The sequence below is a fragment of the Spiroplasma endosymbiont of Colias croceus genome (genome assembly GCF_964020095.1).
Classification (GTDB): Bacteria; Bacillota_I; Bacilli_A; order Mycoplasmatales; family VBWQ01; genus Spiroplasma_E.
In genome coordinates this window covers 939,558-960,777 of record NZ_OZ026536.1, presented here as the reverse complement: position 1 = coordinate 960,777, position 21,220 = coordinate 939,558, and the positions used below count along the sequence as shown (strand labels likewise).

The window sequence follows — 21,220 nt, the reverse complement described above, 5'->3', positions numbered from 1 at the left end:
TTTCTAATTATTTATAACTTCTCTTTTTTATATTTTAATTTATAATATTAAATATAAAAAAATTAAAGGCGGTTAAAAATGAAAAGATATTTTATCTTTGGAATAGCTAATAAAACAAAAGATAAAATCATACATGAAATTGCTTTTAATCGTTCAAGAAATTTAATGTCAAAAAAAGGTAAAAATACAGTTATTATTCATACTAATAATTATTCAGATATAAAAGTAAATATTGGCGAAATAAAAATTAATTTTGATAAAGAATTTCATGAAAATTTATTAAAAATAGTAACTGAAGCAATATATTTAGTTAAAGAAACTCATACTTCTTATGGAATGGAAAAATGTGATTACAGAGAAAGAGATAAAGGTGGAATAAGTTCTACATTATATAGTTTAACTACAATATGGTATCATAATAGAAAAAATATTGATATATTAGACTTAGCAATTAATTTATTAATAAGAATATGTACAGGACATTTAATTTTTAATGGAAATAAAAGATTATCTGTAATTACATGTAGTATATTTTTAAATTCAATGGGATTATATTTAAAATGAAGTAATGAAACAAATGCTTATTTAAAATATTGAGAAGATTTAATGACCAATATTGCAGATAATAAATATGGAAAAGATATAAAGGAAATAAAAGAAAATAAAGAACTTAATATTAAAAATTTATTTTTAAATTCTATAATGATAAGTAATAAATGAATTTGACAATAAATTATTTAAAAAATGATATAATATATACACATATAAAAGTAAATAGGTGGTTTTAATGACAAAAAAAAGAAAACAATTTAAATATAATGAAAAAATAATACAAAATGCAGTTAAAAATGCTTATGAAGATGAAAAATTAATTAAAATAGTAAAAAGATTAGAAAAAAAATAAAAGTTACCTAAATGGTAACTTTTTAATTAGGTGCCAACCTAATCATATACCGATATACTTACCTAAATGGTAAGTATTTTCACATTATACATTATTTTAAGATTGTGGGGGAATATTATTTTCAAAAGAAAGCAAAAAATAGAGAAGCAACTATTATCATCAAAATTATTGTTGCTGTCATCATAATAGTTATTAAAAAAAACTTATTATTATAGATTTTATCAACAAATTTTTCCTTTTCTATTTCATGAGTTATAACATTTTTTTTTGTATCCATAATTTACTCCTTGATTATTTAATAATATTATATTATCATAATTATCTTGAATTTAGTATTATTTTATATATATTTGCTTTAATACTATTAATATATATTCTAGAATATGCTTTATCATCTTCGCCAATTTTTCCTGTAATATATCACATATCTTCAATTTTACCTAATGTTGATTGTAAATAAAAATTTCATCTAAAATTTTTATTATCAATTATACAAAAACCTAGAAATTTATTATTTTCATATTTTATATTTCAACCACCAATATTACCATTATCATTTATAGTAAAATTATAACTATTTAACTGATAATCAGTATCAGTTCTTCCATACATATATGCTATTCCACTTTCTTTTTCAAGTTGTATTGTAGTACCTTGTTTATTGTGATTTCAATGATAAATATGATTTCCATTACGTGGTTGTGTATCTCTGAAAATTAAATCTTTAAGCATAATCTCTTGAAATCCATTATGTTTCTTTGGATTTAAAAAATTTTCTTCTATGGAAAAATCAGTATATAAAGTTGATGTTATAGTAGGAATTGAATTATTATGAATTTCTTTTTTTGTTTCAATATCATAACCATAATAAATAGTTATTGATTTATAATATCTTTTTAAATCATTAAAAGTTTTAATTAATAATGTAGGGTCTAATAAAGATTTTAAATCAACTTCATAATTAACTTCTTTACTTTTATTAGCAAGTCATCAATTTTCAGTATTATCTTTTACTGGAATTGAACTTGTATCTGTTAAAGGTAAATTATTTGCTATCATTTCTATTTTTAAATTTGGAATTATTATAATTGATTTTGCTATATTTTGTGGACTTGGTGGCAATATTTTTGCTGGATATGAAAATGTAGTTTCATCACTTTCTTCATATTCATCATGATTTAATTTATACAAAGTAGTTCAATTAAAAGCATTACCAGTTAAATAACCCATATTATTATAACGAAATTGCGCAACTGATATTTCATTATAATCACCTTGATAAGTAAAAGGATTATCACTATAAAATGTATGTCTTTCTTCACCTTGATGTAAACTTTGTGTAACAATTGTATCAATAATATAAGCATAATTTGAACCATCAATAACTCCATTACTTGTAGGATTTCATTGACAATCTTTATCTTCATTTGTAAATGGTGAAGCTATATCTAAAAACTCTGTATCTTCTGCTAAAATATAAACTTTATTATTTTTCTTTTGTGATAAATCAACAGTTGATATTTGTTCTTTAGTTTCTAATTTTTTACCAGTAGTAGGGTCTCATGGATATACACTTACTCTATCACTTAATTTCATTGTCATAGCAGTTGTTGAAACATGTGAACCTAATAATTTACCAATAGTAAAATCATTATCATTTGTAAAAGCATTTAAAGGAATTAAACCACCATTACCAATAATATTTTCTAAATTACTTGTAAAAAATGCACTCATAAAACCATTAAAATATAACATTTTTTTATATTGTTGAACATTTTGAGTAATAACTCAACTACTTCAAATACCTAATGTTAAAGCATTTAATAATTTACCAATTAAAGGTATATCACTTAATGCAAATGGTAACCATTGATTTGAATCATAAGGCATTTGTATTAATGGTGAAAATACAACACTATTAAAATTTAATATTGCTGACATATATTTTTGTGATATTTTACTATAATCAACAGTTGGACTACCAATAATTAAATGAGTATCTGGGTCTTTATATTTAAAATTACTACTCATATCAACATTATAATTTCCAGTTAAATTATTTATATTTCATTCACTATCTCAAAAGAATTTAGCATTACCAATTGCTGTACCATTACTTTTTATTGCTTTATCTTTATCAAAAGAAAGCATACCTTTAAAATCTTTTGTTACAAATAAATTATCTTGAAAATTTAATGAAGTTTTTAATCATTCTGTAAAATTTTTAAAATTAGTAAATCCCGTAGGTTTTGCATCCATAATATTATAAAATGTAGTTTCTGGATGACTACTTGTTGTTATTTTATCATTTATACCAGCAAGTAAACCACCATTATTTTTAATATCAGTTGTAGATTTTTCATTATTACCAGCAATAAATAATCTTCTTGAAGCAAATACTTTACTTTCAAATATTTCTTCATTATTTTGTTGTATTGGTTTTTGTCCTTGAATAATAGGTCTTCCATAATAATAACAACTTGATAATAATTCTAATCCATAACTTTGTCTATGACTATATCTTACTCCTATATCACACATTAAAGTACGATTTAATGTTACTTTTCCTTGTTGAATAGTAGGAAAAGCATAACCACTACCAGGACTTGCATATTGTACAAAATCAAGTGTATTTTGACCACTACTAATTACTCTATCATTTAAACTACTAAAAGTTAATACTTGTATACTAAATGCACCATTATAAGGACTATAATAATTTGTTACATTTGAAATATATAATAATTGTCTATCTTGATTTTTACCAGAATGAGGCTTTTATGTAATCTGTGTATCTTTGTTTTACAAAGTACTAGTTTAGATTAATTCTATCTTCAAATTTTATCATAAAATGAGCAATTGCTGTATTTCAATTTTGAATGGGCATTGTTCATTTTTTTGTTATATTTTCAATTGCTAAATAAAATATTTTAAAAACTGCCATATCATTAGGAAAAACTTTTTTATTTCTGATAACTTTTCGTAATTGACTATTTACAGATTCAATAGCATTTGTTGTATAAATAACTCTTTTGATTTCTGTAGGATAACTAATAAAAACCATTAAATTATCTCAATTTTTATATCAAGATTTAGCAATTTGAGGATATTGTTTATTTCACTTATTTTCAAAGGATTCTAAAGCCTGCATTGCTTGTTCTTCACTACATGCAGTATAAATTGGTTTTAAATCTGCAACTAGAGATTTTCTATGCTTATATGAGACATATTTCAAACTATTTCTAATTTGATGAACTATGCATAATTGATGTTCTGTTTTAAGATAAACTGATTGTATTGCTTCTGACATGCCTGTTAAATTATCACTGCAGGCAATAAGAATATCATTTAAGCCACGATTTTTCATTTCTGTTAAATTTGCTAATCAAAATTTAGCACCTTCATTTTCACTAATTCATAAACCTAAAACATCTTTTTTACCTTCTAAATCAACTCCTAAAGCTATATAAACTGATTTATTAATAATCCTTTTATCTTGTCGTACTTTCACTACTATGCAATCAAAATAAACAATCGGATAGACACTTTCTAATGGTCGATTTTGCCATGCTTTTACATCATCAATAACATCATCAGTAATTTGACTAATAACACTTTCACTAATATCAGCACCATGATATAACTCTTGTAATTGCATTCTAATATCTGATAATGTCATACCTTTTGCATATAAAGAAAGAACTTGTTGATCAAAACCATCAAATCTTCTTTGTCTTTTTGCAACTATTATAGGATTAAAATTACTATTGCGATCTCGTGGTACATCAATCTCAATTTTACCTTGTTGAGTTATTATTTTTTTTGAACTTATACCATTACGAGCATTGTCACTATTACTATGTTGATTCTTTTCATATCCCAAATAATTTTGCATCTCAGAATTCAACATTTTTTCTACTAATCTTTTTGTTAATTCTTTATACAATCCTCCCTCTTTAAAAACTGTTGTTAAATCTTCAGTATTTTCTAATAATAAATCTACTGCTTTTGATATTGGATCATTATTATTAATATTTTGCTTTTTAGCCATCTGTAACTCACTCTTTCTAGTCATTTAATTATATTTACTAGAATTAATTAAACATAGTTATTTTTGTAAGTTACACAGATTACTAAACATTACCACCAGAATTACCACCAATATTTTCATTTTCATCATTAAATACAACAAAAAATTGTAAATAATCATCAATTGTAATATGTTCTTCAAACATTACTAAAGTATACTGTCTTTTAGTTTGTACTGTTTTAAATATTTGATTATTTGGTAAATTACTAAAATCAACACCACTTGTATCATCAATTAAATAAGCATTTCAATAATCACCAATTTTATATTCTTTTGTATAAAATTCATCTTGACCTGTAGTTTTATGAGTATTTGGGTCGGTAATGTTTAGTAATCTGTGTAACTTACAAAAATAACTATGTTTAATTAATTCTAGTAAATATAATTAAATGACTAGAAAGAGTGAGTTACAGATGGCTAAAAAGCAAAATATTAATAATAATGATCCAATATCAAAAGCAGTAGATTTATTATTAGAAAATACTGAAGATTTAACAACAGTTTTTAAAGAGGGAGGATTGTATAAAGAATTAACAAAAAGATTAGTAGAAAAAATGTTGAATTCTGAGATGCAAAATTATTTGGGATATGAAAAGAATCAACATAGTAATAGTGACAATGCTCGTAATGGTATAAGTTCAAAAAAAATAATAACTCAACAAGGTAAAATTGAGATTGATGTACCACGAGATCGCAATAGTAATTTTAATCCTATAATAGTTGCAAAAAGACAAAGAAGATTTGATGGTTTTGATCAACAAGTTCTTTCTTTATATGCAAAAGGTATGACATTATCAGATATTAGAATGCAATTACAAGAGTTATATCATGGTGCTGATATTAGTGAAAGTGTTATTAGTCAAATTACTGATGATGTTATTGATGATGTAAAAGCATGGCAAAATCGACCATTAGAAAGTGTCTATCCGATTGTTTATTTTGATTGCATAGTAGTGAAAGTACGACAAGATAAAAGGATTATTAATAAATCAGTTTATATAGCTTTAGGAGTTGATTTAGAAGGTAAAAAAGATGTTTTAGGTTTATGAATTAGTGAAAATGAAGGTGCTAAATTTTGATTAGCAAATTTAACAGAAATGAAAAATCGTGGCTTAAATGATATTCTTATTGCCTGCAGTGATAATTTAACAGGCATGTCAGAAGCAATACAATCAGTTTATCTTAAAACAGAACATCAATTATGCATAGTTCATCAAATTAGAAATATTTTGGACATATTCCGTAATTAAATTTAATTAATTGTCAATAAAATTGTTTTAAAACTATTTAGTGTTATTGAATATAGAAATAAATATTTTTTGAAAAAATAGTTTAAAAAATGAGTTTACATTTTAAACAAAAAATTGTTAATAATATTTTTATATTAACTCGATAAAAATTTAAATTTTAAAAAAATATTTTTAATATTTTTTTTATTTTAATGGTTTTATTTTATTAAAAATTTCACAAAGTAAGTTAAATCTTAAGTACATAAGTCTAAATTTAGATTTTCTACATTTATTTACTAAAATTTTGAATCTTTTCAATCAAGCAAAGACATGTTCAACTTTAATTCTAATTTTAGATACAATCTTATTGTATTTTCTTTCTTGTTTAGTTAATTTTTTATTTTTAGTTCTTTTAATTGCTATTATTGTATTTTTATAAATATTTTGTATACCTTGATATCCTAAATCACCAATAATTATTGTTTTTTCTGAAAATTCAAGATTTGAATTTTTTAATATTTGAAAATCATGCACTTTACCATTATCAGCAAAAATATCAACAATTTTTTTATTAAAAAAATCATATACAATTTGAAATTTTATAGAATACATTCAACTTTTACCAGAAAAATATTCTAACTGTAGTTTTTTTTAGTTGGTCTTTCAATTTCAATCTCAGTTGAATCAATTAAATAAAATTGAAATTCATTTGAATTTTCTTGTTTTTTATCAATTTTTAATTTATATCTTTCTTTTAAAAATTGGTAATCTTTGTGGTTACTAAGTTTATTTTCTACTCAAGTAATATTTCGAAAACAACTTGATGGGCTCATTTTAGATTTAATACTCATTTGAAAAAAAGTATAATATTCTTTTCAGTATAATAAAGTCATCATTAATCTTTCTTCTACTGAAAGTTTATTTTTTTGACCTTTATTTTTTTCTAATTTTTCTATTTCAATTAATTTTTCTAACATTTCATTAAAATGAAAACGTTTTATACCAAAATATCTATAAAATTCTTCATTTTTTAATTTTTTTAAATTTTCAAAAATCATTTTTATCAACACTTTTCTAAATTTATTGTTAATAACAAAATTATAAAATAAATTTTAAAATTATTAATTGACTTTTAAAAAATTTAATTACGGAATATGTCTTTTGAAATATGTCTCATATAAGCATAGAAAATCTCTAGTTGCAGATTTAAAACCAATTTATACTGCATGTAGTGAAGAACAAGCAATGCAGGCTTTAGAATCCTTTGAAAATAAGTGAAATAAAGAGGCTTTTATGTAATCTGTGTATCTTTGTTTTACAAAGTACTAGTTTAGATTAATTCTATCTTCAAATTTTATCATAAAATGAGCAATTGCTGTATTTCAATTTTGAATGGGCATTGTTCATTTTTTTGTTATATTTTCAATTGCTAAATAAAATATTTTAAAAACTGCCATATCATTAGGAAAAACTTTTTTATTTCTGATAACTTTTCGTAATTGACTATTTACAGATTCAATAGCATTTGTTGTATAAATAACTCTTTTGATTTCTGTAGGATAACTAATAAAAACCATTAAATTATCTCAATTTTTATATCAAGATTTAGCAATTTGAGGATATTGTTTATTTCACTTATTTTCAAAAGACATATTCCGTAATTAAATTTTTTAAAAGTCAATTAATAATTTTAAAATTTATTTTATAATTTTGTTATTAACAATAAATTTAGAAAAGTGTTGATAAAAATGATTTTTGAAAATTTAAAAAAATTAAAAAATGAAGAATTTTATAGATATTTTGGTATAAAACGTTTTCATTTTAATGAAATGTTAGAAAAATTAATTGAAATAGAAAAATTAGAAAAAAATAAAGGTCGAAAAAATAAACTTTCAGTAGAAGAAAGATTAATGATGACTTTATTATACTGAAAAGAATATTATACTTTTTTTCAAATGAGTATTAAATCTAAAATGAGCCCATCAAGTTGTTTTCGAAATATTACTTGAGTAGAAAATAAACTTAGTAACCACAAAGATTACCAATTTTTAAAAGAAAGATATAAATTAAAAATTGATAAAAAACAAGAAAATTCAAATGAATTTCAATTTTATTTAATTGATTCAACTGAGATTGAAATTGAAAGACCAACTAAAAAAAACTACAGTTAGAATATTTTTCTGGTAAAAGTTGAATGTATTCTATAAAATTTCAAATTGTATATGATTTTTTTAATAAAAAAATTGTTGATATTTTTGCTGATAATGGTAAAGTGCATGATTTTCAAATATTAAAAAATTCAAATCTTGAATTTTCAGAAAAAACAATAATTATTGGTGATTTAGGATATCAAGGTATACAAAATATTTATAAAAATACAATAATACCAATTAAAAGAACTAAAAATAAAAAATTAACTAAACAAGAAAGAAAATACAATAAGATTGTATCTAAAATTAGAATTAAAGTTGAACATGTCTTTGCTTGATTGAAAAGATTCAAAATTTTAGTAAATAAATGTAGAAAATCTAAATTTAGACTTATGTACTTAAGATTTAACTTACTTTGTGAAATTTTTAATAAAATAAAACCATTAAAATAAAAAAAATATTAAAAATATTTTTTTAAAATTTAAATTTTTATCGAGTTAATATAAAAATATTATTAACAATTTTTTGTTTAAAATGTAAACTCATTTTTTAAACTATTTTTTCAAAAAATATTTATTTCTATATTCAATAACACTAAATAGTTTTAAAACAATTTTATTGACAATTAATTAAATTTAATTACGGAATATGTCCAAAGGATTCTAAAGCCTGCATTGCTTGTTCTTCACTACATGCAGTATAAATTGGTTTTAAATCTGCAACTAGAGATTTTCTATGCTTATATGAGACATATTTCAAACTATTTCTAATTTGATGAACTATGCATAATTGATGTTCTGTTTTAAGATAAACTGATTGTATTGCTTCTGACATGCCTGTTAAATTATCACTGCAGGCAATAAGAATATCATTTAAGCCACGATTTTTCATTTCTGTTAAATTTGCTAATCAAAATTTAGCACCTTCATTTTCACTAATTCATAAACCTAAAACATCTTTTTTACCTTCTAAATCAACTCCTAAAGCTATATAAACTGATTTATTAATAATCCTTTTATCTTGTCGTACTTTCACTACTATGCAATCAAAATAAACAATCGGATAGACACTTTCTAATGGTCGATTTTGCCATGCTTTTACATCATCAATAACATCATCAGTAATTTGACTAATAACACTTTCACTAATATCAGCACCATGATATAACTCTTGTAATTGCATTCTAATATCTGATAATGTCATACCTTTTGCATATAAAGAAAGAACTTGTTGATCAAAACCATCAAATCTTCTTTGTCTTTTTGCAACTATTATAGGATTAAAATTACTATTGCGATCTCGTGGTACATCAATCTCAATTTTACCTTGTTGAGTTATTATTTTTTTTGAACTTATACCATTACGAGCATTGTCACTATTACTATGTTGATTCTTTTCATATCCCAAATAATTTTGCATCTCAGAATTCAACATTTTTTCTACTAATCTTTTTGTTAATTCTTTATACAATCCTCCCTCTTTAAAAACTGTTGTTAAATCTTCAGTATTTTCTAATAATAAATCTACTGCTTTTGATATTGGATCATTATTATTAATATTTTGCTTTTTAGCCATCTGTAACTCACTCTTTCTAGTCATTTAATTATATTTACTAGAATTAATTAAACATAGTTATTTTTGTAAGTTACACAGATTACTAAACATTACCGATTTGAATTTTTTAATATTTGAAAATCATGCACTTTACCATTATCAGCAAAAATATCAACAATTTTTTTATTAAAAAAATCATATACAATTTGAAATTTTATAGAATACATTCAACTTTTACCAGAAAAATATTCTAACTGTAGTTTTTTTTAGTTGGTCTTTCAATTTCAATCTCAAGACATATTCCGTAATTAAATTTTTTAAAAGTCAATTAATAATTTTAAAATTTATTTTATAATTTTGTTATTAACAATAAATTTAGAAAAGTGTTGATAAAAATGATTTTTGAAAATTTAAAAAAATTAAAAAATGAAGAATTTTATAGATATTTTGGTATAAAACGTTTTCATTTTAATGAAATGTTAGAAAAATTAATTGAAATAGAAAAATTAGAAAAAAATAAAGGTCGAAAAAATAAACTTTCAGTAGAAGAAAGATTAATGATGACTTTATTATACTGAAAAGAATATTATACTTTTTTTCAAATGAGTATTAAATCTAAAATGAGCCCATCAAGTTGTTTTCGAAATATTACTTGAGTAGAAAATAAACTTAAGACATATTCCGTAATTAAATTTTTTAAAAGTCAATTAATAATTTTAAAATTTATTTTATAATTTTGTTATTAACAATAAATTTAGAAAAGTGTTGATAAAAATGATTTTTGAAAATTTAAAAAAATTAAAAAATGAAGAATTTTATAGATATTTTGGTATAAAACGTTTTCATTTTAATGAAATGTTAGAAAAATTAATTGAAATAGAAAAATTAGAAAAAAATAAAGGTCGAAAAAATAAACTTTCAGTAGAAGAAAGATTAATGATGACTTTATTATACTGAAAAGAATATTATACTTTTTTTCAAATGAGTATTAAATCTAAAATGAGCCCATCAAGTTGTTTTCGAAATATTACTTGAGTAGAAAATAAACTTAAGACATATTCCGTAATTAAATTTTTTAAAAGTCAATTAATAATTTTAAAATTTATTTTATAATTTTGTTATTAACAATAAATTTAGAAAAGTGTTGATAAAAATGATTTTTGAAAATTTAAAAAAATTAAAAAATGAAGAATTTTATAGATATTTTGGTATAAAACGTTTTCATTTTAATGAAATGTTAGAAAAATTAATTGAAATAGAAAAATTAGAAAAAAATAAAGGTCGAAAAAATAAACTTTCAGTAGAAGAAAGATTAATGATGACTTTATTATACTGAAAAGAATATTATACTTTTTTTCAAATGAGTATTAAATCTAAAATGAGCCCATCAAGTTGTTTTCGAAATATTACTTGAGTAGAAAATAAACTTAGTAACCACAAAGATTACCAATTTTTAAAAGAAAGATATAAATTAAAAATTGATAAAAAACAAGAAAATTCAAATGAATTTCAATTTTATTTAATTGATTCAACTGAGATTGAAATTGAAAGACCAACTAAAAAAAACTACAGTTAGAATATTTTTCTGGTAAAAGTTGAATGTATTCTATAAAATTTCAAATTGTATATGATTTTTTTAATAAAAAAATTGTTGATATTTTTGCTGATAATGGTAAAGTGCATGATTTTCAAATATTAAAAAATTCAAATCTTGAATTTTCAGAAAAAACAATAATTATTGGTGATTTAGGATATCAAGGTATACAAAATATTTATAAAAATACAATAATAGCAATTAAAAGAACTAAAAATAAAAAATTAACTAAACAAGAAAGAAAATACAATAAGATTGTATCTAAAATTAGAATTAAAGTTGAACATGTCTTTGCTTGATTGAAAAGATTCAAAATTTTAGTAAATAAATGTAGAAAATCTAAATTTAGACTTATGTACTTAAGATTTAACTTACTTTGTGAAATTTTTAATAAAATAAAACCATTAAAATAAAAAAAATATTAAAAATATTTTTTTAAAATTTAAATTTTTATCGAGTTAATATAAAAATATTATTAACAATTTTTTGTTTAAAATGTAAACTCATTTTTTAAACTATTTTTTCAAAAAATATTTATTTCTATATTCAATAACACTAAATAGTTTTAAAACAATTTTATTGACAATTAATTAAATTTAATTACGGAATATGTCCTCAGTTGAATCAATTAAATAAAATTGAAATTCATTTGAATTTTCTTGTTTTTTATCAATTTTTAATTTATATCTTTCTTTTAAAAATTGGTAATCTTTGTGGTTACTAAGTTTATTTTCTACTCAAGTAATATTTCGAAAACAACTTGATGGGCTCATTTTAGATTTAATACTCATTTGAAAAAAAGTATAATATTCTTTTCAGTATAATAAAGTCATCATTAATCTTTCTTCTACTGAAAGTTTATTTTTTCGACCTTTATTTTTTTCTAATTTTTCTATTTCAATTAATTTTTCTAACATTTCATTAAAATGAAAACGTTTTATACCAAAATATCTATAAAATTCTTCATTTTTTAATTTTTTTAAATTTTCAAAAATCATTTTTATCAACACTTTTCTAAATTTATTGTTAATAACAAAATTATAAAATAAATTTTAAAATTATTAATTGACTTTTAAAAAATTTAATTACGGAATATGTCTAAAGTATAAACTTATTAAAGTTTATAAAAAATATTTTTAAAATTTTAAAAAAGAGGTTAATTAATAATGTTAAAAATTTTTATTTCATATCATCATTTAAGAGAACAAAAAGCAAAGGATAAATTATCAGAATTAATTTCGCAATGTTATGGAGAATATTTTGAAGTGAAAGAGGTATCTGTAAAACTAGGTGATATTGATCCGCAATTGCCTCCTAAAAAGATATTTAAAACTATTAGAGAAGAGTATTTAAAAGATTCAGATATTACTGTAGTTATTTTAGGAAAACATACAAAATGTAGAAAACATATTGATTGAGAAATTGCATCTTCATTATCAATAGACTTCTTGCAAAACTATGATATTAATCACATTTTTTAAGTTTAAAAATTTATTTTAATAAGACTTTTAATATTTTTTAAAAATTATTGTTCAAAATATGTTTTATTTTTTGTCATTAAAATACAACAAAAATTATTATTTCAAATAAAAAAATAAAATATTAAATTATCAAATATATTTAAATTAATAATTGTAAATTATAAATTGAAGCTATTAAATTAAATCTTAATGCAAATTTTTTTCTTCTATTTCGATATTTTTCACTAATAATTTTAAATTTTTTAAGAATCGCAAAAACATGTTCAATAACAACTCTCATTTTTGAAATAGCCTTATTATTTTTCTTTTCTTCTTTAGTTAAAGGGTTTTTCTTTGATTTTCGTTTAGGTAATAAGACATTTTTATGTATGTTTTGTATACCTTGATATCCTAAATCTACTAAAATAGTTGTTTCTGATAAAAATTTCGTTTTTGAATTTTTTAAAATTTTAAAATCATGATTTTTACCATAAGAAAAATAAGAACTTATAATTTTTTTACTATCTTTTTCAATTATGACTTGAGTTTTTATTGTATAGACATATTCCGTAATTAAATTTTTTAAAAGTCAATTAATAATTTTAAAATTTATTTTATAATTTTGTTATTAACAATAAATTTAGAAAAGTGTTGATAAAAATGATTTTTGAAAATTTAAAAAAATTAAAAAATGAAGAATTTTATAGATATTTTGGTATAAAACGTTTTCATTTTAATGAAATGTTAGAAAAATTAATTGAAATAGAAAAATTAGAAAAAAATAAAGGTCAAAAAAATAAACTTTCAGTAGAAGAAAGATTAATGATGACTTTATTATACTGAAAAGAATATTATACTTTTTTTCAAATGAGTATTAAATCTAAAATGAGCCCATCAAGTTGTTTTCGAAATATTACTTGAGTAGAAAATAAACTTAGTAACCACAAAGATTACCAATTTTTAAAAGAAAGATATAAATTAAAAATTGATAAAAAACAAGAAAATTCAAATGAATTTCAATTTTATTTAATTGATTCAACTGAGGACATATTCCGTAATTAAATTTAATTAATTGTCAATAAAATTGTTTTAAAACTATTTAGTGTTATTGAATATAGAAATAAATATTTTTTGAAAAAATAGTTTAAAAAATGAGTTTACATTTTAAACAAAAAATTGTTAATAATATTTTTATATTAACTCGATAAAAATTTAAATTTTAAAAAAATATTTTTAATATTTTTTTTATTTTAATGGTTTTATTTTATTAAAAATTTCACAAAGTAAGTTAAATCTTAAGTACATAAGTCTAAATTTAGATTTTCTACATTTATTTACTAAAATTTTGAATCTTTTCAATCAAGCAAAGACATGTTCAACTTTAATTCTAATTTTAGATACAATCTTATTGTATTTTCTTTCTTGTTTAGTTAATTTTTTATTTTTAGTTCTTTTAATTGGTATTATTGTATTTTTATAAATATTTTGTATACCTTGATATCCTAAATCACCAATAATTATTGTTTTTTCTGAAAATTCAAGATTTGAATTTTTTAATATTTGAAAATCATGCACTTTACCATTATCAGCAAAAATATCAACAATTTTTTTATTAAAAAAATCATATACAATTTGAAATTTTATAGAATACATTCAACTTTTACCAGAAAAATATTCTAACTGTAGTTTTTTTTAGTTGGTCTTTCAATTTCAATCTCAGTTGAATCAATTAAATAAAATTGAAATTCATTTGAATTTTCTTGTTTTTTATCAATTTTTAATTTATATCTTTCTTTTAAAAATTGGTAATCTTTGTGGTTACTAAGTTTATTTTCTACTCAAGTAATATTTCGAAAACAACTTGATGGGCTCATTTTAGATTTAATACTCATTTGAAAAAAAGTATAATATTCTTTTCAGTATAATAAAGTCATCATTAATCTTTCTTCTACTGAAAGTTTATTTTTTCGACCTTTATTTTTTTCTAATTTTTCTATTTCAATTAATTTTTCTAACATTTCATTAAAATGAAAACGTTTTATACCAAAATATCTATAAAATTCTTCATTTTTTAATTTTTTTAAATTTTCAAAAATCATTTTTATCAACACTTTTCTAAATTTATTGTTAATAACAAAATTATAAAATAAATTTTAAAATTATTAATTGACTTTTAAAAAATTTAATTACGGAATATGTCTACAGAAGAAATATCAAAATTACAATCAATAATTGAAGAACAATCAAACGAAATTCAAAAACTTAAAAAACAAATTGAAGAATTAAATAGTTCAAAACAAAGCAATGTTAATTTGACAAAATTTTCATATAACGCAATAACAATTTATGATGAAAAAAATATAAAAAAAACAGGAATTGAAAAAATTCACGAAGAAATTTTACCAATCGAAGATAAAATATTTTTTATAACAACTATTCAAAATCTGGATAACTCAATTAATGAAGAAGTAATGCATTTCAAACAATTTCAAAATGGTGATATTGAAATCATGAAGCAGTTGAAAAAATATGAAAATTTAAATCAGTATAAAAAACATATTTTGTTAATTGATAAAATTTCAACCAATGATACTAATAATTATCAATTTGTACCAATTAATAATTTTTTAAAACAACAACAAGATTTTAAACTAAAACCAACTAAAGGTGAAATAAGTATATGAACTATTACTATATTAATACCCATAGTTCTTATTACTATTGGTCTTATTCATCCCCCTCTATTTATAATGAGATTGGGATTTGGTATTGTTAGTCTTGGTCTTAAGGGAATTGCATCAATATTTTCACCTACAACAAAAAAAGTTGAAACTTGAATTAAACAAAAAATAAATAAAAATAAAGAACAAAAAGAGAAAAATAAAAAAGAACGTCAATCAATAATTAAAAATCTTACCAGTAATAAAACAGAAATTAAATTAGAAACTAGATTACAAACACAATATGATATTTTAAAACAAGAACTAGATAACAGAAAAGATAAAAATCATATTGAACTAATAAGTAACAATACAATAAATCATAATCCAAACAATCTTCTAGAAAATTTGACTATTGAATCAGAAAGTAATCAAAATTTTGATTGATTTATACGAAATAGAGTAAATAATCAAGACTCACAACCTTTAACAACTTCAAATCATAACTGAAATAAAGTTAAATGTTTATTTACATAATCAATAAGTAATAAATTTTGGCTTTTCTCCCTTTATGTACTATTTTTTAAAAATAATGATTTTTTATTATTTTTTACACATTTTTCGTTTTAAATATATATACTTTTTTTGTGAGTATTTTAAGGATAGAAAAAAATATTCTAAAAAATAATAAAGGAGAATATAAATATGTGAAGATCATGTAATGAATGAAGTCAAGAAAAAAAAGATGAATATAACAAAGATGCCGAAAGAATAAATAAAGCTTGAGGTGAAAAAAACGAAAGTGAAAGACGAGAAAAAGTTGCTAAGTCTTTTGAATCTGAAAAAGATAAAAAAGCATCAAATTCAAAAGGACCAAAAATGTAAATCTTAAATATTACAAAACTACTCAATGAGTAGTTTTATTGGTAATGTTTAGTAATCTGTGTAACTTACAAAAATAACTATGTTTAATTAATTCTAGTAAATATAATTAAATGACTAGAAAGAGTGAGTTACAGATGGCTAAAAAGCAAAATATTAATAATAATGATCCAATATCAAAAGCAGTAGATTTATTATTAGAAAATACTGAAGATTTAACAACAGTTTTTAAAGAGGGAGGATTGTATAAAGAATTAACAAAAAGATTAGTAGAAAAAATGTTGAATTCTGAGATGCAAAATTATTTGGGATATGAAAAGAATCAACATAGTAATAGTGACAATGCTCGTAATGGTATAAGTTCAAAAAAAATAATAACTCAACAAGGTAAAATTGAGATTGATGTACCACGAGATCGCAATAGTAATTTTAATCCTATAATAGTTGCAAAAAGACAAAGAAGATTTGATGGTTTTGATCAACAAGTTCTTTCTTTATATGCAAAAGGTATGACATTATCAGATATTAGAATGCAATTACAAGAGTTATATCATGGTGCTGATATTAGTGAAAGTGTTATTAGTCAAATTACTGATGATGTTATTGATGATGTAAAAGCATGGCAAAATCGACCATTAGAAAGTGTCTATCCGATTGTTTATTTTGATTGCATAGTAGTGAAAGTACGACAAGATAAAAGGATTATTAATAAATCAGTTTATATAGCTTTAGGAGTTGATTTAGAAGGTAAAAAAGATGTTTTAGGTTTATGAATTAGTGAAAATGAAGGTGCTAAATTTTGATTAGCAAATTTAACAGAAATGAAAAATCGTGGCTTAAATGATATTCTTATTGCCTGCAGTGATAATTTAACAGGCATGTCAGAAGCAATACAATCAGTTTATCTTAAAACAGAACATCAATTATGCATAGTTCATCAAATTAGAAATAGTTTGAAATATGTCTCATATAAGCATAGAAAATCTCTAGTTGCAGATTTAAAACCAATTTATACTGCATGTAGTGAAGAACAAGCAATGCAGGCTTTAGAATCCTTTGAAAATAAGTGAAATAAACAATATCCTCAAATTGCTAAATCTTGATATAAAAATTGAGATAATTTAATGGTTTTTATTAGTTATCCTACAGAAATCAAAAGAGTTATTTATACAACAAATGCTATTGAATCTGTAAATAGTCAATTACGAAAAGTTATCAGAAATAAAAAAGTTTTTCCTAATGATATGGCAGTTTTTAAAATATTTTATTTAGCAATTGAAAATATAACAAAAAAATGAACAATGCCCATTCAAAATTGAAATACAGCAATTGCTCATTTTATGATAAAATTTGAAGATAGAATTAATCTAAACTAGTACTTTGTAAAACAAAGATACACAGATTACATAAAAGCCTCTTTATTTCACTTATTTTCAAAGGATTCTAAAGCCTGCATTGCTTGTTCTTCACTACATGCAGTATAAATTGGTTTTAAATCTGCAACTAGAGATTTTCTATGCTTATATGAGACATATTTCAAAAGACATATTCCGTAATTAAATTTTTTAAAAGTCAATTAATAATTTTAAAATTTATTTTATAATTTTGTTATTAACAATAAATTTAGAAAAGTGTTGATAAAAATGATTTTTGAAAATTTAAAAAAATTAAAAAATGAAGAATTTTATAGATATTTTGGTATAAAACGTTTTCATTTTAATGAAATGTTAGAAAAATTAATTGAAATAGAAAAATTAGAAAAAAATAAAGGTCAAAAAAATAAACTTTCAGTAGAAGAAAGATTAATGATGACTTTATTATACTGAAAAGAATATTATACTTTTTTTCAAATGAGTATTAAATCTAAAATGAGCCCATCAAGTTGTTTTCGAAATATTACTTGAGTAGAAAATAAACTTAGTAACCACAAAGATTACCAATTTTTAAAAGAAAGATATAAATTAAAAATTGATAAAAAACAAGAAAATTCAAATGAATTTCAATTTTATTTAATTGATTCAACTGAGATTGAAATTGAAAGACCAACTAAAAAAAACTACAGTTAGAATATTTTTCTGGTAAAAGTTGAATGTATTCTATAAAATTTCAAATTGTATATGATTTTTTTAATAAAAAAATTGTTGATATTTTTGCTGATAATGGTAAAGTGCATGATTTTCAAATATTAAAAAATTCAAATCTTGAATTTTCAGAAAAAACAATAATTATTGGTGATTTAGGATATCAAGGTATACAAAATATTTATAAAAATACAATAATACCAATTAAAAGAACTAAAAATAAAAAATTAACTAAACAAGAAAGAAAATACAATAAGATTGTATCTAAAATTAGAATTAAAGTTGAACATGTCTTTGCTTGATTGAAAAGATTCAAAATTTTAGTAAATAAATGTAGAAAATCTAAATTTAGACTTATGTACTTAAGATTTAACTTACTTTGTGAAATTTTTAATAAAATAAAACCATTAAAATTAAAAAAATATTAAAAATATTTTTTTAAAATTTAAATTTTTATCGAGTTAATATAAAAATATTATTAACAATTTTTTGTTTAAAATGTAAACTCATTTTTTAAACTATTTTTTCAAAAAATATTTATTTCTATATTCAATAACACTAAATAGTTTTAAAACAATTTTATTGACAATTAATTAAATTTAATTACGGAATATGTCCTATGTTTTTTCTTTTTTCCTGAATAATATTGTTTTTGACTTTTTTTGGGCGTTGAATAGTACTTTCAGTCACATCAATGATAACTGTTTTATCTTTAAAATTATTATTTAACAGTGAATTTTGCCCATCAAGTTGTTGAAAATCAGGATGTTTTATTAAAGTATTTTCTATTCACTTGATATTCCTATAGCAACTACTTTAACTAATTCCATAACTTTTAGCAATATGAAAATAAGTTCGATACTCTCTTCAATATTCTAAAGTCATTAATAAACGATTTTCTAATGATAATTTATTAGGTGTACCACCATTTTTAAACTTTTTTACTTCTTCTGTCTTTAAAATTTTTAGAATTTTATTAAAAATAATATCATTTATACCAGTTAATCTTAATAATTCTGGATTGTTAATAGTTTTTAATTTATCAAACATCATAGGACATATTCCGTAATTAAATTTAATTAATTGTCAATAAAATTGTTTTAAAACTATTTAGTGTTATTGAATATAGAAATAAATATTTTTTGAAAAAATAGTTTAAAAAATGAGTTTACATTTTAAACAAAAAATTGTTAATAATATTTTTATATTAACTCGATAAAAATTTAAATTTTAAAAAAATATTTTTAATATTTTTTTTTATTTTAATGGTTTTATTTTATTAAAAATTTCACAAAGTAAGTTAAATCTTAAGTACATAAGTCTAAATTTAGATTTTCTACATTTATTTACTAAAATTTTGAATCTTTTCAATCAAGCAAAGACATGTTCAACTTTAATTCTAATTTTAGATACAATCTTATTGTATTTTCTTTCTTGTTTAGTTAATTTTTTATTTTTAGTTCTTTTAATTGGTATTATTGTATTTTTATAAATATTTTGTATACCTTGATATCCTAAATCACCAATAATTATTGTTTTTTCTGAAAATTCAAGATTTGAATTTTTTAATATTTGAAAATCATGCACTTTACCATTATCAGCAAAAATATCAACAATTTTTTTATTAAAAAAATCATATACAATTTGAAATTTTATAGAATACATTCAACTTTTACCAGAAAAATATTCTAACTGTAGTTTTTTTTAGTTGGTCTTTCAATTTCAATCTCAGTTGAATCAATTAAATAAAATTGAAATTCATTTGAATTTTCTTGTTTTTTATCAATTTTTAATTTATATCTTTCTTTTAAAAATTGGTAATCTTTGTGGTTACTAAGTTTATTTTCTACTCAAGTAATATTTCGAAAACAACTTGATGGGCTCATTTTAGATTTAATACTCATTTGAAAAAAAGTATAATATTCTTTTCAGTATAATAAAGTCATCATTAATCTTTCTTCTACTGAAAGTTTATTTTTTTGACCTTTATTTTTTTCTAATTTTTCTATTTCAATTAATTTTTCTAACATTTCATTAAAATGAAAACGTTTTATACCAAAATATCTATAAAATTCTTCATTTTTTAATTTTTTTAAATTTTCAAAAATCATTTTTATCAACACTTTTCTAAATTTATTGTTAATAACAAAATTATAAAATAAATTTTAAAATTATTAATTGACTTTTAAAAAATTTAATTACGGAATATGTCTTTTGAAAAATATATGATTACAAATACAGTTTTATTTGATGAATGTATAAGAGAAGATATGGAAAGATTAAATCCAAGTAATAATAAAGATTTTTTAATATTAATGGGTGAAAATTATTTAAAAACTTTATTTGATAAATTTAAAGAAATTCGTGAAAGATTTAAAAATGTAAAAAATAATAATAAAAATGAGTATAGAAATTATGAATAAATGTAAATATTGTAATAAAAGAATTTGATTTTCTCAATATTGATGTATGAATTGTTTAAAAATATTAGTTATAAATTTAAATAAAAATAAGGAAAAAAAATAATGAATAAAAGAAAACAATTTAAATATAATGAAAAATTATTTGAACATGGAATTAAAGTAGCAAAAAAAGATAAACAATTAATGAAAATAT

Annotated in this window: 27 protein-coding genes and 5 pseudogenes; 17 read left to right on the top strand and 15 right to left on the bottom strand. The window is 20.8% G+C overall.

Translation table 4 applies throughout. The features are described from left to right. Positions 1-78 precede the first annotated feature (78 nt). Positions 79-732, top strand: coding sequence for a type II toxin-antitoxin system death-on-curing family toxin (locus AACL24_RS05945; RefSeq protein WP_339049182.1), 654 nt, complete (start codon positions 79-81; stop codon positions 730-732). A gap of 287 nt (positions 733-1,019) precedes the next feature. Here the strand turns inward: AACL24_RS05945 and AACL24_RS05940 are convergent, their stop codons facing one another. From AACL24_RS05940 to AACL24_RS05930, 3 genes are all read right to left on the bottom strand, one after another. After that, on the bottom strand, positions 1,020-1,181 hold the full coding sequence (locus tag AACL24_RS05940; RefSeq protein WP_339049181.1) for a hypothetical protein: 162 nt from the start codon (positions 1,179-1,181) through the stop codon (positions 1,020-1,022). Positions 1,182-1,222: 41 nt separating this feature from the next. Further along, the gene (locus tag AACL24_RS05935; RefSeq protein ID WP_339049180.1) at positions 1,223-3,445 is read right to left on the bottom strand and encodes a hypothetical protein; all 2,223 of its coding nucleotides are present in this window, start codon (positions 3,443-3,445) and stop codon (positions 1,223-1,225) included. 271 nt (positions 3,446-3,716) lie between these two features. Continuing rightward, positions 3,717-4,955 (bottom strand): IS256 family transposase, encoded by a 1,239-nt coding sequence (locus AACL24_RS05930; RefSeq protein ID WP_339046650.1) that lies wholly within the window; start codon positions 4,953-4,955, stop codon positions 3,717-3,719. A gap of 452 nt (positions 4,956-5,407) precedes the next feature. On the opposite strand from AACL24_RS05930, the pseudogene AACL24_RS05925 reads away from it, so the two are divergent. After that, positions 5,408-6,226: pseudogene (locus AACL24_RS05925) on the top strand (IS256 family transposase); the annotation flags it as partial. 201 nt (positions 6,227-6,427) lie between these two features. On the opposite strand, the gene AACL24_RS05920 reads toward AACL24_RS05925, so the two are convergent. Together AACL24_RS05920 and AACL24_RS05915 are read right to left on the bottom strand one after the other, a co-directional pair. Next, positions 6,428-6,835, bottom strand: coding sequence for a transposase family protein (locus AACL24_RS05920; protein ID WP_339046797.1), 408 nt, complete (start codon positions 6,833-6,835; stop codon positions 6,428-6,430). Between the two features lie 23 nt (positions 6,836-6,858). Beyond that, the gene (locus AACL24_RS05915; protein ID WP_339046226.1) at positions 6,859-7,281 is read right to left on the bottom strand and encodes a transposase family protein; all 423 of its coding nucleotides are present in this window, start codon (positions 7,279-7,281) and stop codon (positions 6,859-6,861) included. A 103-nt stretch (positions 7,282-7,384) separates the two neighbouring features. On the opposite strand from AACL24_RS05915, the pseudogene AACL24_RS05910 reads away from it, so the two are divergent. Beyond that, positions 7,385-7,510 (top strand): annotated as a pseudogene (locus tag AACL24_RS05910) (transposase); the annotation flags it as partial. 38 nt (positions 7,511-7,548) lie between these two features. On the opposite strand, the pseudogene AACL24_RS05905 reads toward AACL24_RS05910, so the two are convergent. Beyond that, positions 7,549-7,872 (bottom strand): annotated as a pseudogene (locus tag AACL24_RS05905) (transposase); the annotation flags it as partial. 99 nt (positions 7,873-7,971) lie between these two features. On the opposite strand from AACL24_RS05905, the gene AACL24_RS05900 reads away from it, so the two are divergent. Further along, positions 7,972-8,394, top strand: a complete 423-nt coding sequence (locus tag AACL24_RS05900; RefSeq protein ID WP_339045912.1) for a transposase family protein — start codon at positions 7,972-7,974, stop codon at positions 8,392-8,394. A gap of 23 nt (positions 8,395-8,417) precedes the next feature. After that, entirely contained in the window at positions 8,418-8,825 is a 408-nt protein-coding gene (locus tag AACL24_RS05895) for a transposase family protein (RefSeq protein WP_339045908.1), read from the top strand. 202 nt (positions 8,826-9,027) lie between these two features. Here the strand turns inward: AACL24_RS05895 and AACL24_RS05890 are convergent. Beyond that, positions 9,028-9,948, bottom strand: a pseudogene (locus AACL24_RS05890) (IS256 family transposase); the annotation flags it as partial. Between the two features lie 374 nt (positions 9,949-10,322). Here AACL24_RS05890 and AACL24_RS05885 point away from each other — a divergent pair. From AACL24_RS05885 to AACL24_RS05870, 4 genes are read left to right on the top strand one after another with little or no spacing between them, the layout of a single operon-like run. Continuing rightward, the gene (locus AACL24_RS05885) at positions 10,323-10,661 is read left to right on the top strand and encodes a transposase family protein (protein ID WP_339046799.1); all 339 of its coding nucleotides are present in this window, start codon (positions 10,323-10,325) and stop codon (positions 10,659-10,661) included. 40 nt (positions 10,662-10,701) lie between these two features. Continuing rightward, positions 10,702-11,040: a transposase family protein gene (locus tag AACL24_RS05880; RefSeq protein ID WP_339046799.1), complete on the top strand. Its 339-nt coding sequence runs from the start codon at positions 10,702-10,704 to the stop codon at positions 11,038-11,040. A 40-nt stretch (positions 11,041-11,080) separates the two neighbouring features. Next, complete coding sequence (locus AACL24_RS05875) at positions 11,081-11,503, top strand: transposase family protein (RefSeq protein WP_339045912.1); 423 nt, start codon at positions 11,081-11,083, stop codon at positions 11,501-11,503. 23 nt (positions 11,504-11,526) lie between these two features. Further along, positions 11,527-11,934 (top strand): transposase family protein, encoded by a 408-nt coding sequence (locus tag AACL24_RS05870; protein ID WP_339046797.1) that lies wholly within the window; start codon positions 11,527-11,529, stop codon positions 11,932-11,934. 183 nt (positions 11,935-12,117) lie between these two features. On the opposite strand, the gene AACL24_RS05865 is transcribed toward AACL24_RS05870, so the two are convergent. Next, entirely contained in the window at positions 12,118-12,519 is a 402-nt protein-coding gene (locus AACL24_RS05865) for a transposase family protein (RefSeq protein WP_339046796.1), read from the bottom strand. 168 nt (positions 12,520-12,687) lie between these two features. Here AACL24_RS05865 and AACL24_RS05860 point away from each other — a divergent pair, with 168 nt between their 5' ends. Continuing rightward, complete coding sequence (locus AACL24_RS05860; protein ID WP_339049176.1) at positions 12,688-13,002, top strand: TIR domain-containing protein; 315 nt, start codon at positions 12,688-12,690, stop codon at positions 13,000-13,002. A gap of 139 nt (positions 13,003-13,141) precedes the next feature. Here the strand turns inward: AACL24_RS05860 and AACL24_RS05855 are convergent, their stop codons facing one another. Then, positions 13,142-13,555 (bottom strand): transposase family protein, encoded by a 414-nt coding sequence (locus tag AACL24_RS05855; RefSeq protein WP_339049398.1) that lies wholly within the window; start codon positions 13,553-13,555, stop codon positions 13,142-13,144. An 86-nt stretch (positions 13,556-13,641) separates the two neighbouring features. Here AACL24_RS05855 and AACL24_RS05850 point away from each other — a divergent pair, with 86 nt between their 5' ends. Beyond that, positions 13,642-14,043: a transposase family protein gene (locus AACL24_RS05850; protein ID WP_339046224.1), complete on the top strand. Its 402-nt coding sequence runs from the start codon at positions 13,642-13,644 to the stop codon at positions 14,041-14,043. A gap of 183 nt (positions 14,044-14,226) precedes the next feature. Here the strand turns inward: AACL24_RS05850 and AACL24_RS05845 are convergent, their stop codons facing one another. Together AACL24_RS05845 and AACL24_RS05840 are read right to left on the bottom strand one after the other, a co-directional pair. Beyond that, on the bottom strand, positions 14,227-14,634 hold the full coding sequence (locus AACL24_RS05845) for a transposase family protein (protein ID WP_339045908.1): 408 nt from the start codon (positions 14,632-14,634) through the stop codon (positions 14,227-14,229). A gap of 23 nt (positions 14,635-14,657) precedes the next feature. Continuing rightward, a complete protein-coding gene (locus tag AACL24_RS05840; RefSeq protein WP_339045912.1) occupies positions 14,658-15,080 on the bottom strand; it encodes a transposase family protein in 423 nt (140 codons plus the stop codon). A gap of 96 nt (positions 15,081-15,176) precedes the next feature. On the opposite strand from AACL24_RS05840, the gene AACL24_RS05835 reads away from it, so the two are divergent. The 3 genes from AACL24_RS05835 to AACL24_RS05825 all read left to right on the top strand — a co-directional run bounded on the left by AACL24_RS05835 (position 15,177) and on the right by AACL24_RS05825 (position 17,899). Continuing rightward, positions 15,177-16,178, top strand: a complete 1,002-nt coding sequence (locus tag AACL24_RS05835; RefSeq protein ID WP_339046228.1) for a hypothetical protein — start codon at positions 15,177-15,179, stop codon at positions 16,176-16,178. Positions 16,179-16,346: 168 nt separating this feature from the next. Continuing rightward, complete coding sequence (locus AACL24_RS05830) at positions 16,347-16,526, top strand: hypothetical protein (protein WP_339046218.1); 180 nt, start codon at positions 16,347-16,349, stop codon at positions 16,524-16,526. A 134-nt stretch (positions 16,527-16,660) separates the two neighbouring features. Then, the gene (locus AACL24_RS05825; protein ID WP_339046650.1) at positions 16,661-17,899 is read left to right on the top strand and encodes an IS256 family transposase; all 1,239 of its coding nucleotides are present in this window, start codon (positions 16,661-16,663) and stop codon (positions 17,897-17,899) included. Positions 17,900-17,937: 38 nt separating this feature from the next. Here AACL24_RS05825 and AACL24_RS05820 read toward each other — a convergent pair. Then, positions 17,938-18,063, bottom strand: a pseudogene (locus AACL24_RS05820) (transposase); the annotation flags it as partial. 103 nt (positions 18,064-18,166) lie between these two features. Between AACL24_RS05820 and AACL24_RS05815 the strand changes: the two are divergent. Together AACL24_RS05815 and AACL24_RS05810 are read left to right on the top strand one after the other, a co-directional pair. Further along, positions 18,167-18,589, top strand: a complete 423-nt coding sequence (locus AACL24_RS05815; protein WP_339046226.1) for a transposase family protein — start codon at positions 18,167-18,169, stop codon at positions 18,587-18,589. A 23-nt stretch (positions 18,590-18,612) separates the two neighbouring features. After that, positions 18,613-19,032 (top strand): transposase family protein, encoded by a 420-nt coding sequence (locus AACL24_RS05810; RefSeq protein WP_339049175.1) that lies wholly within the window; start codon positions 18,613-18,615, stop codon positions 19,030-19,032. Positions 19,033-19,420: 388 nt separating this feature from the next. On the opposite strand, the gene AACL24_RS05805 is transcribed toward AACL24_RS05810, so the two are convergent. The 3 genes from AACL24_RS05805 to AACL24_RS05795 form a co-directional block, all read right to left on the bottom strand. Continuing rightward, a complete protein-coding gene (locus AACL24_RS05805; RefSeq protein WP_339049174.1) occupies positions 19,421-19,657 on the bottom strand; it encodes a transposase family protein in 237 nt (78 codons plus the stop codon). A gap of 204 nt (positions 19,658-19,861) precedes the next feature. Beyond that, positions 19,862-20,269, bottom strand: coding sequence for a transposase family protein (locus AACL24_RS05800; protein ID WP_339045908.1), 408 nt, complete (start codon positions 20,267-20,269; stop codon positions 19,862-19,864). Positions 20,270-20,292: 23 nt separating this feature from the next. Next, complete coding sequence (locus AACL24_RS05795; RefSeq protein WP_339046226.1) at positions 20,293-20,715, bottom strand: transposase family protein; 423 nt, start codon at positions 20,713-20,715, stop codon at positions 20,293-20,295. A 96-nt stretch (positions 20,716-20,811) separates the two neighbouring features. Here AACL24_RS05795 and AACL24_RS05790 point away from each other — a divergent pair, with 96 nt between their 5' ends. Then, a complete protein-coding gene (locus AACL24_RS05790) occupies positions 20,812-21,027 on the top strand; it encodes a hypothetical protein (RefSeq protein ID WP_339049173.1) in 216 nt (71 codons plus the stop codon). Positions 21,028-21,220 lie beyond the last annotated feature (193 nt).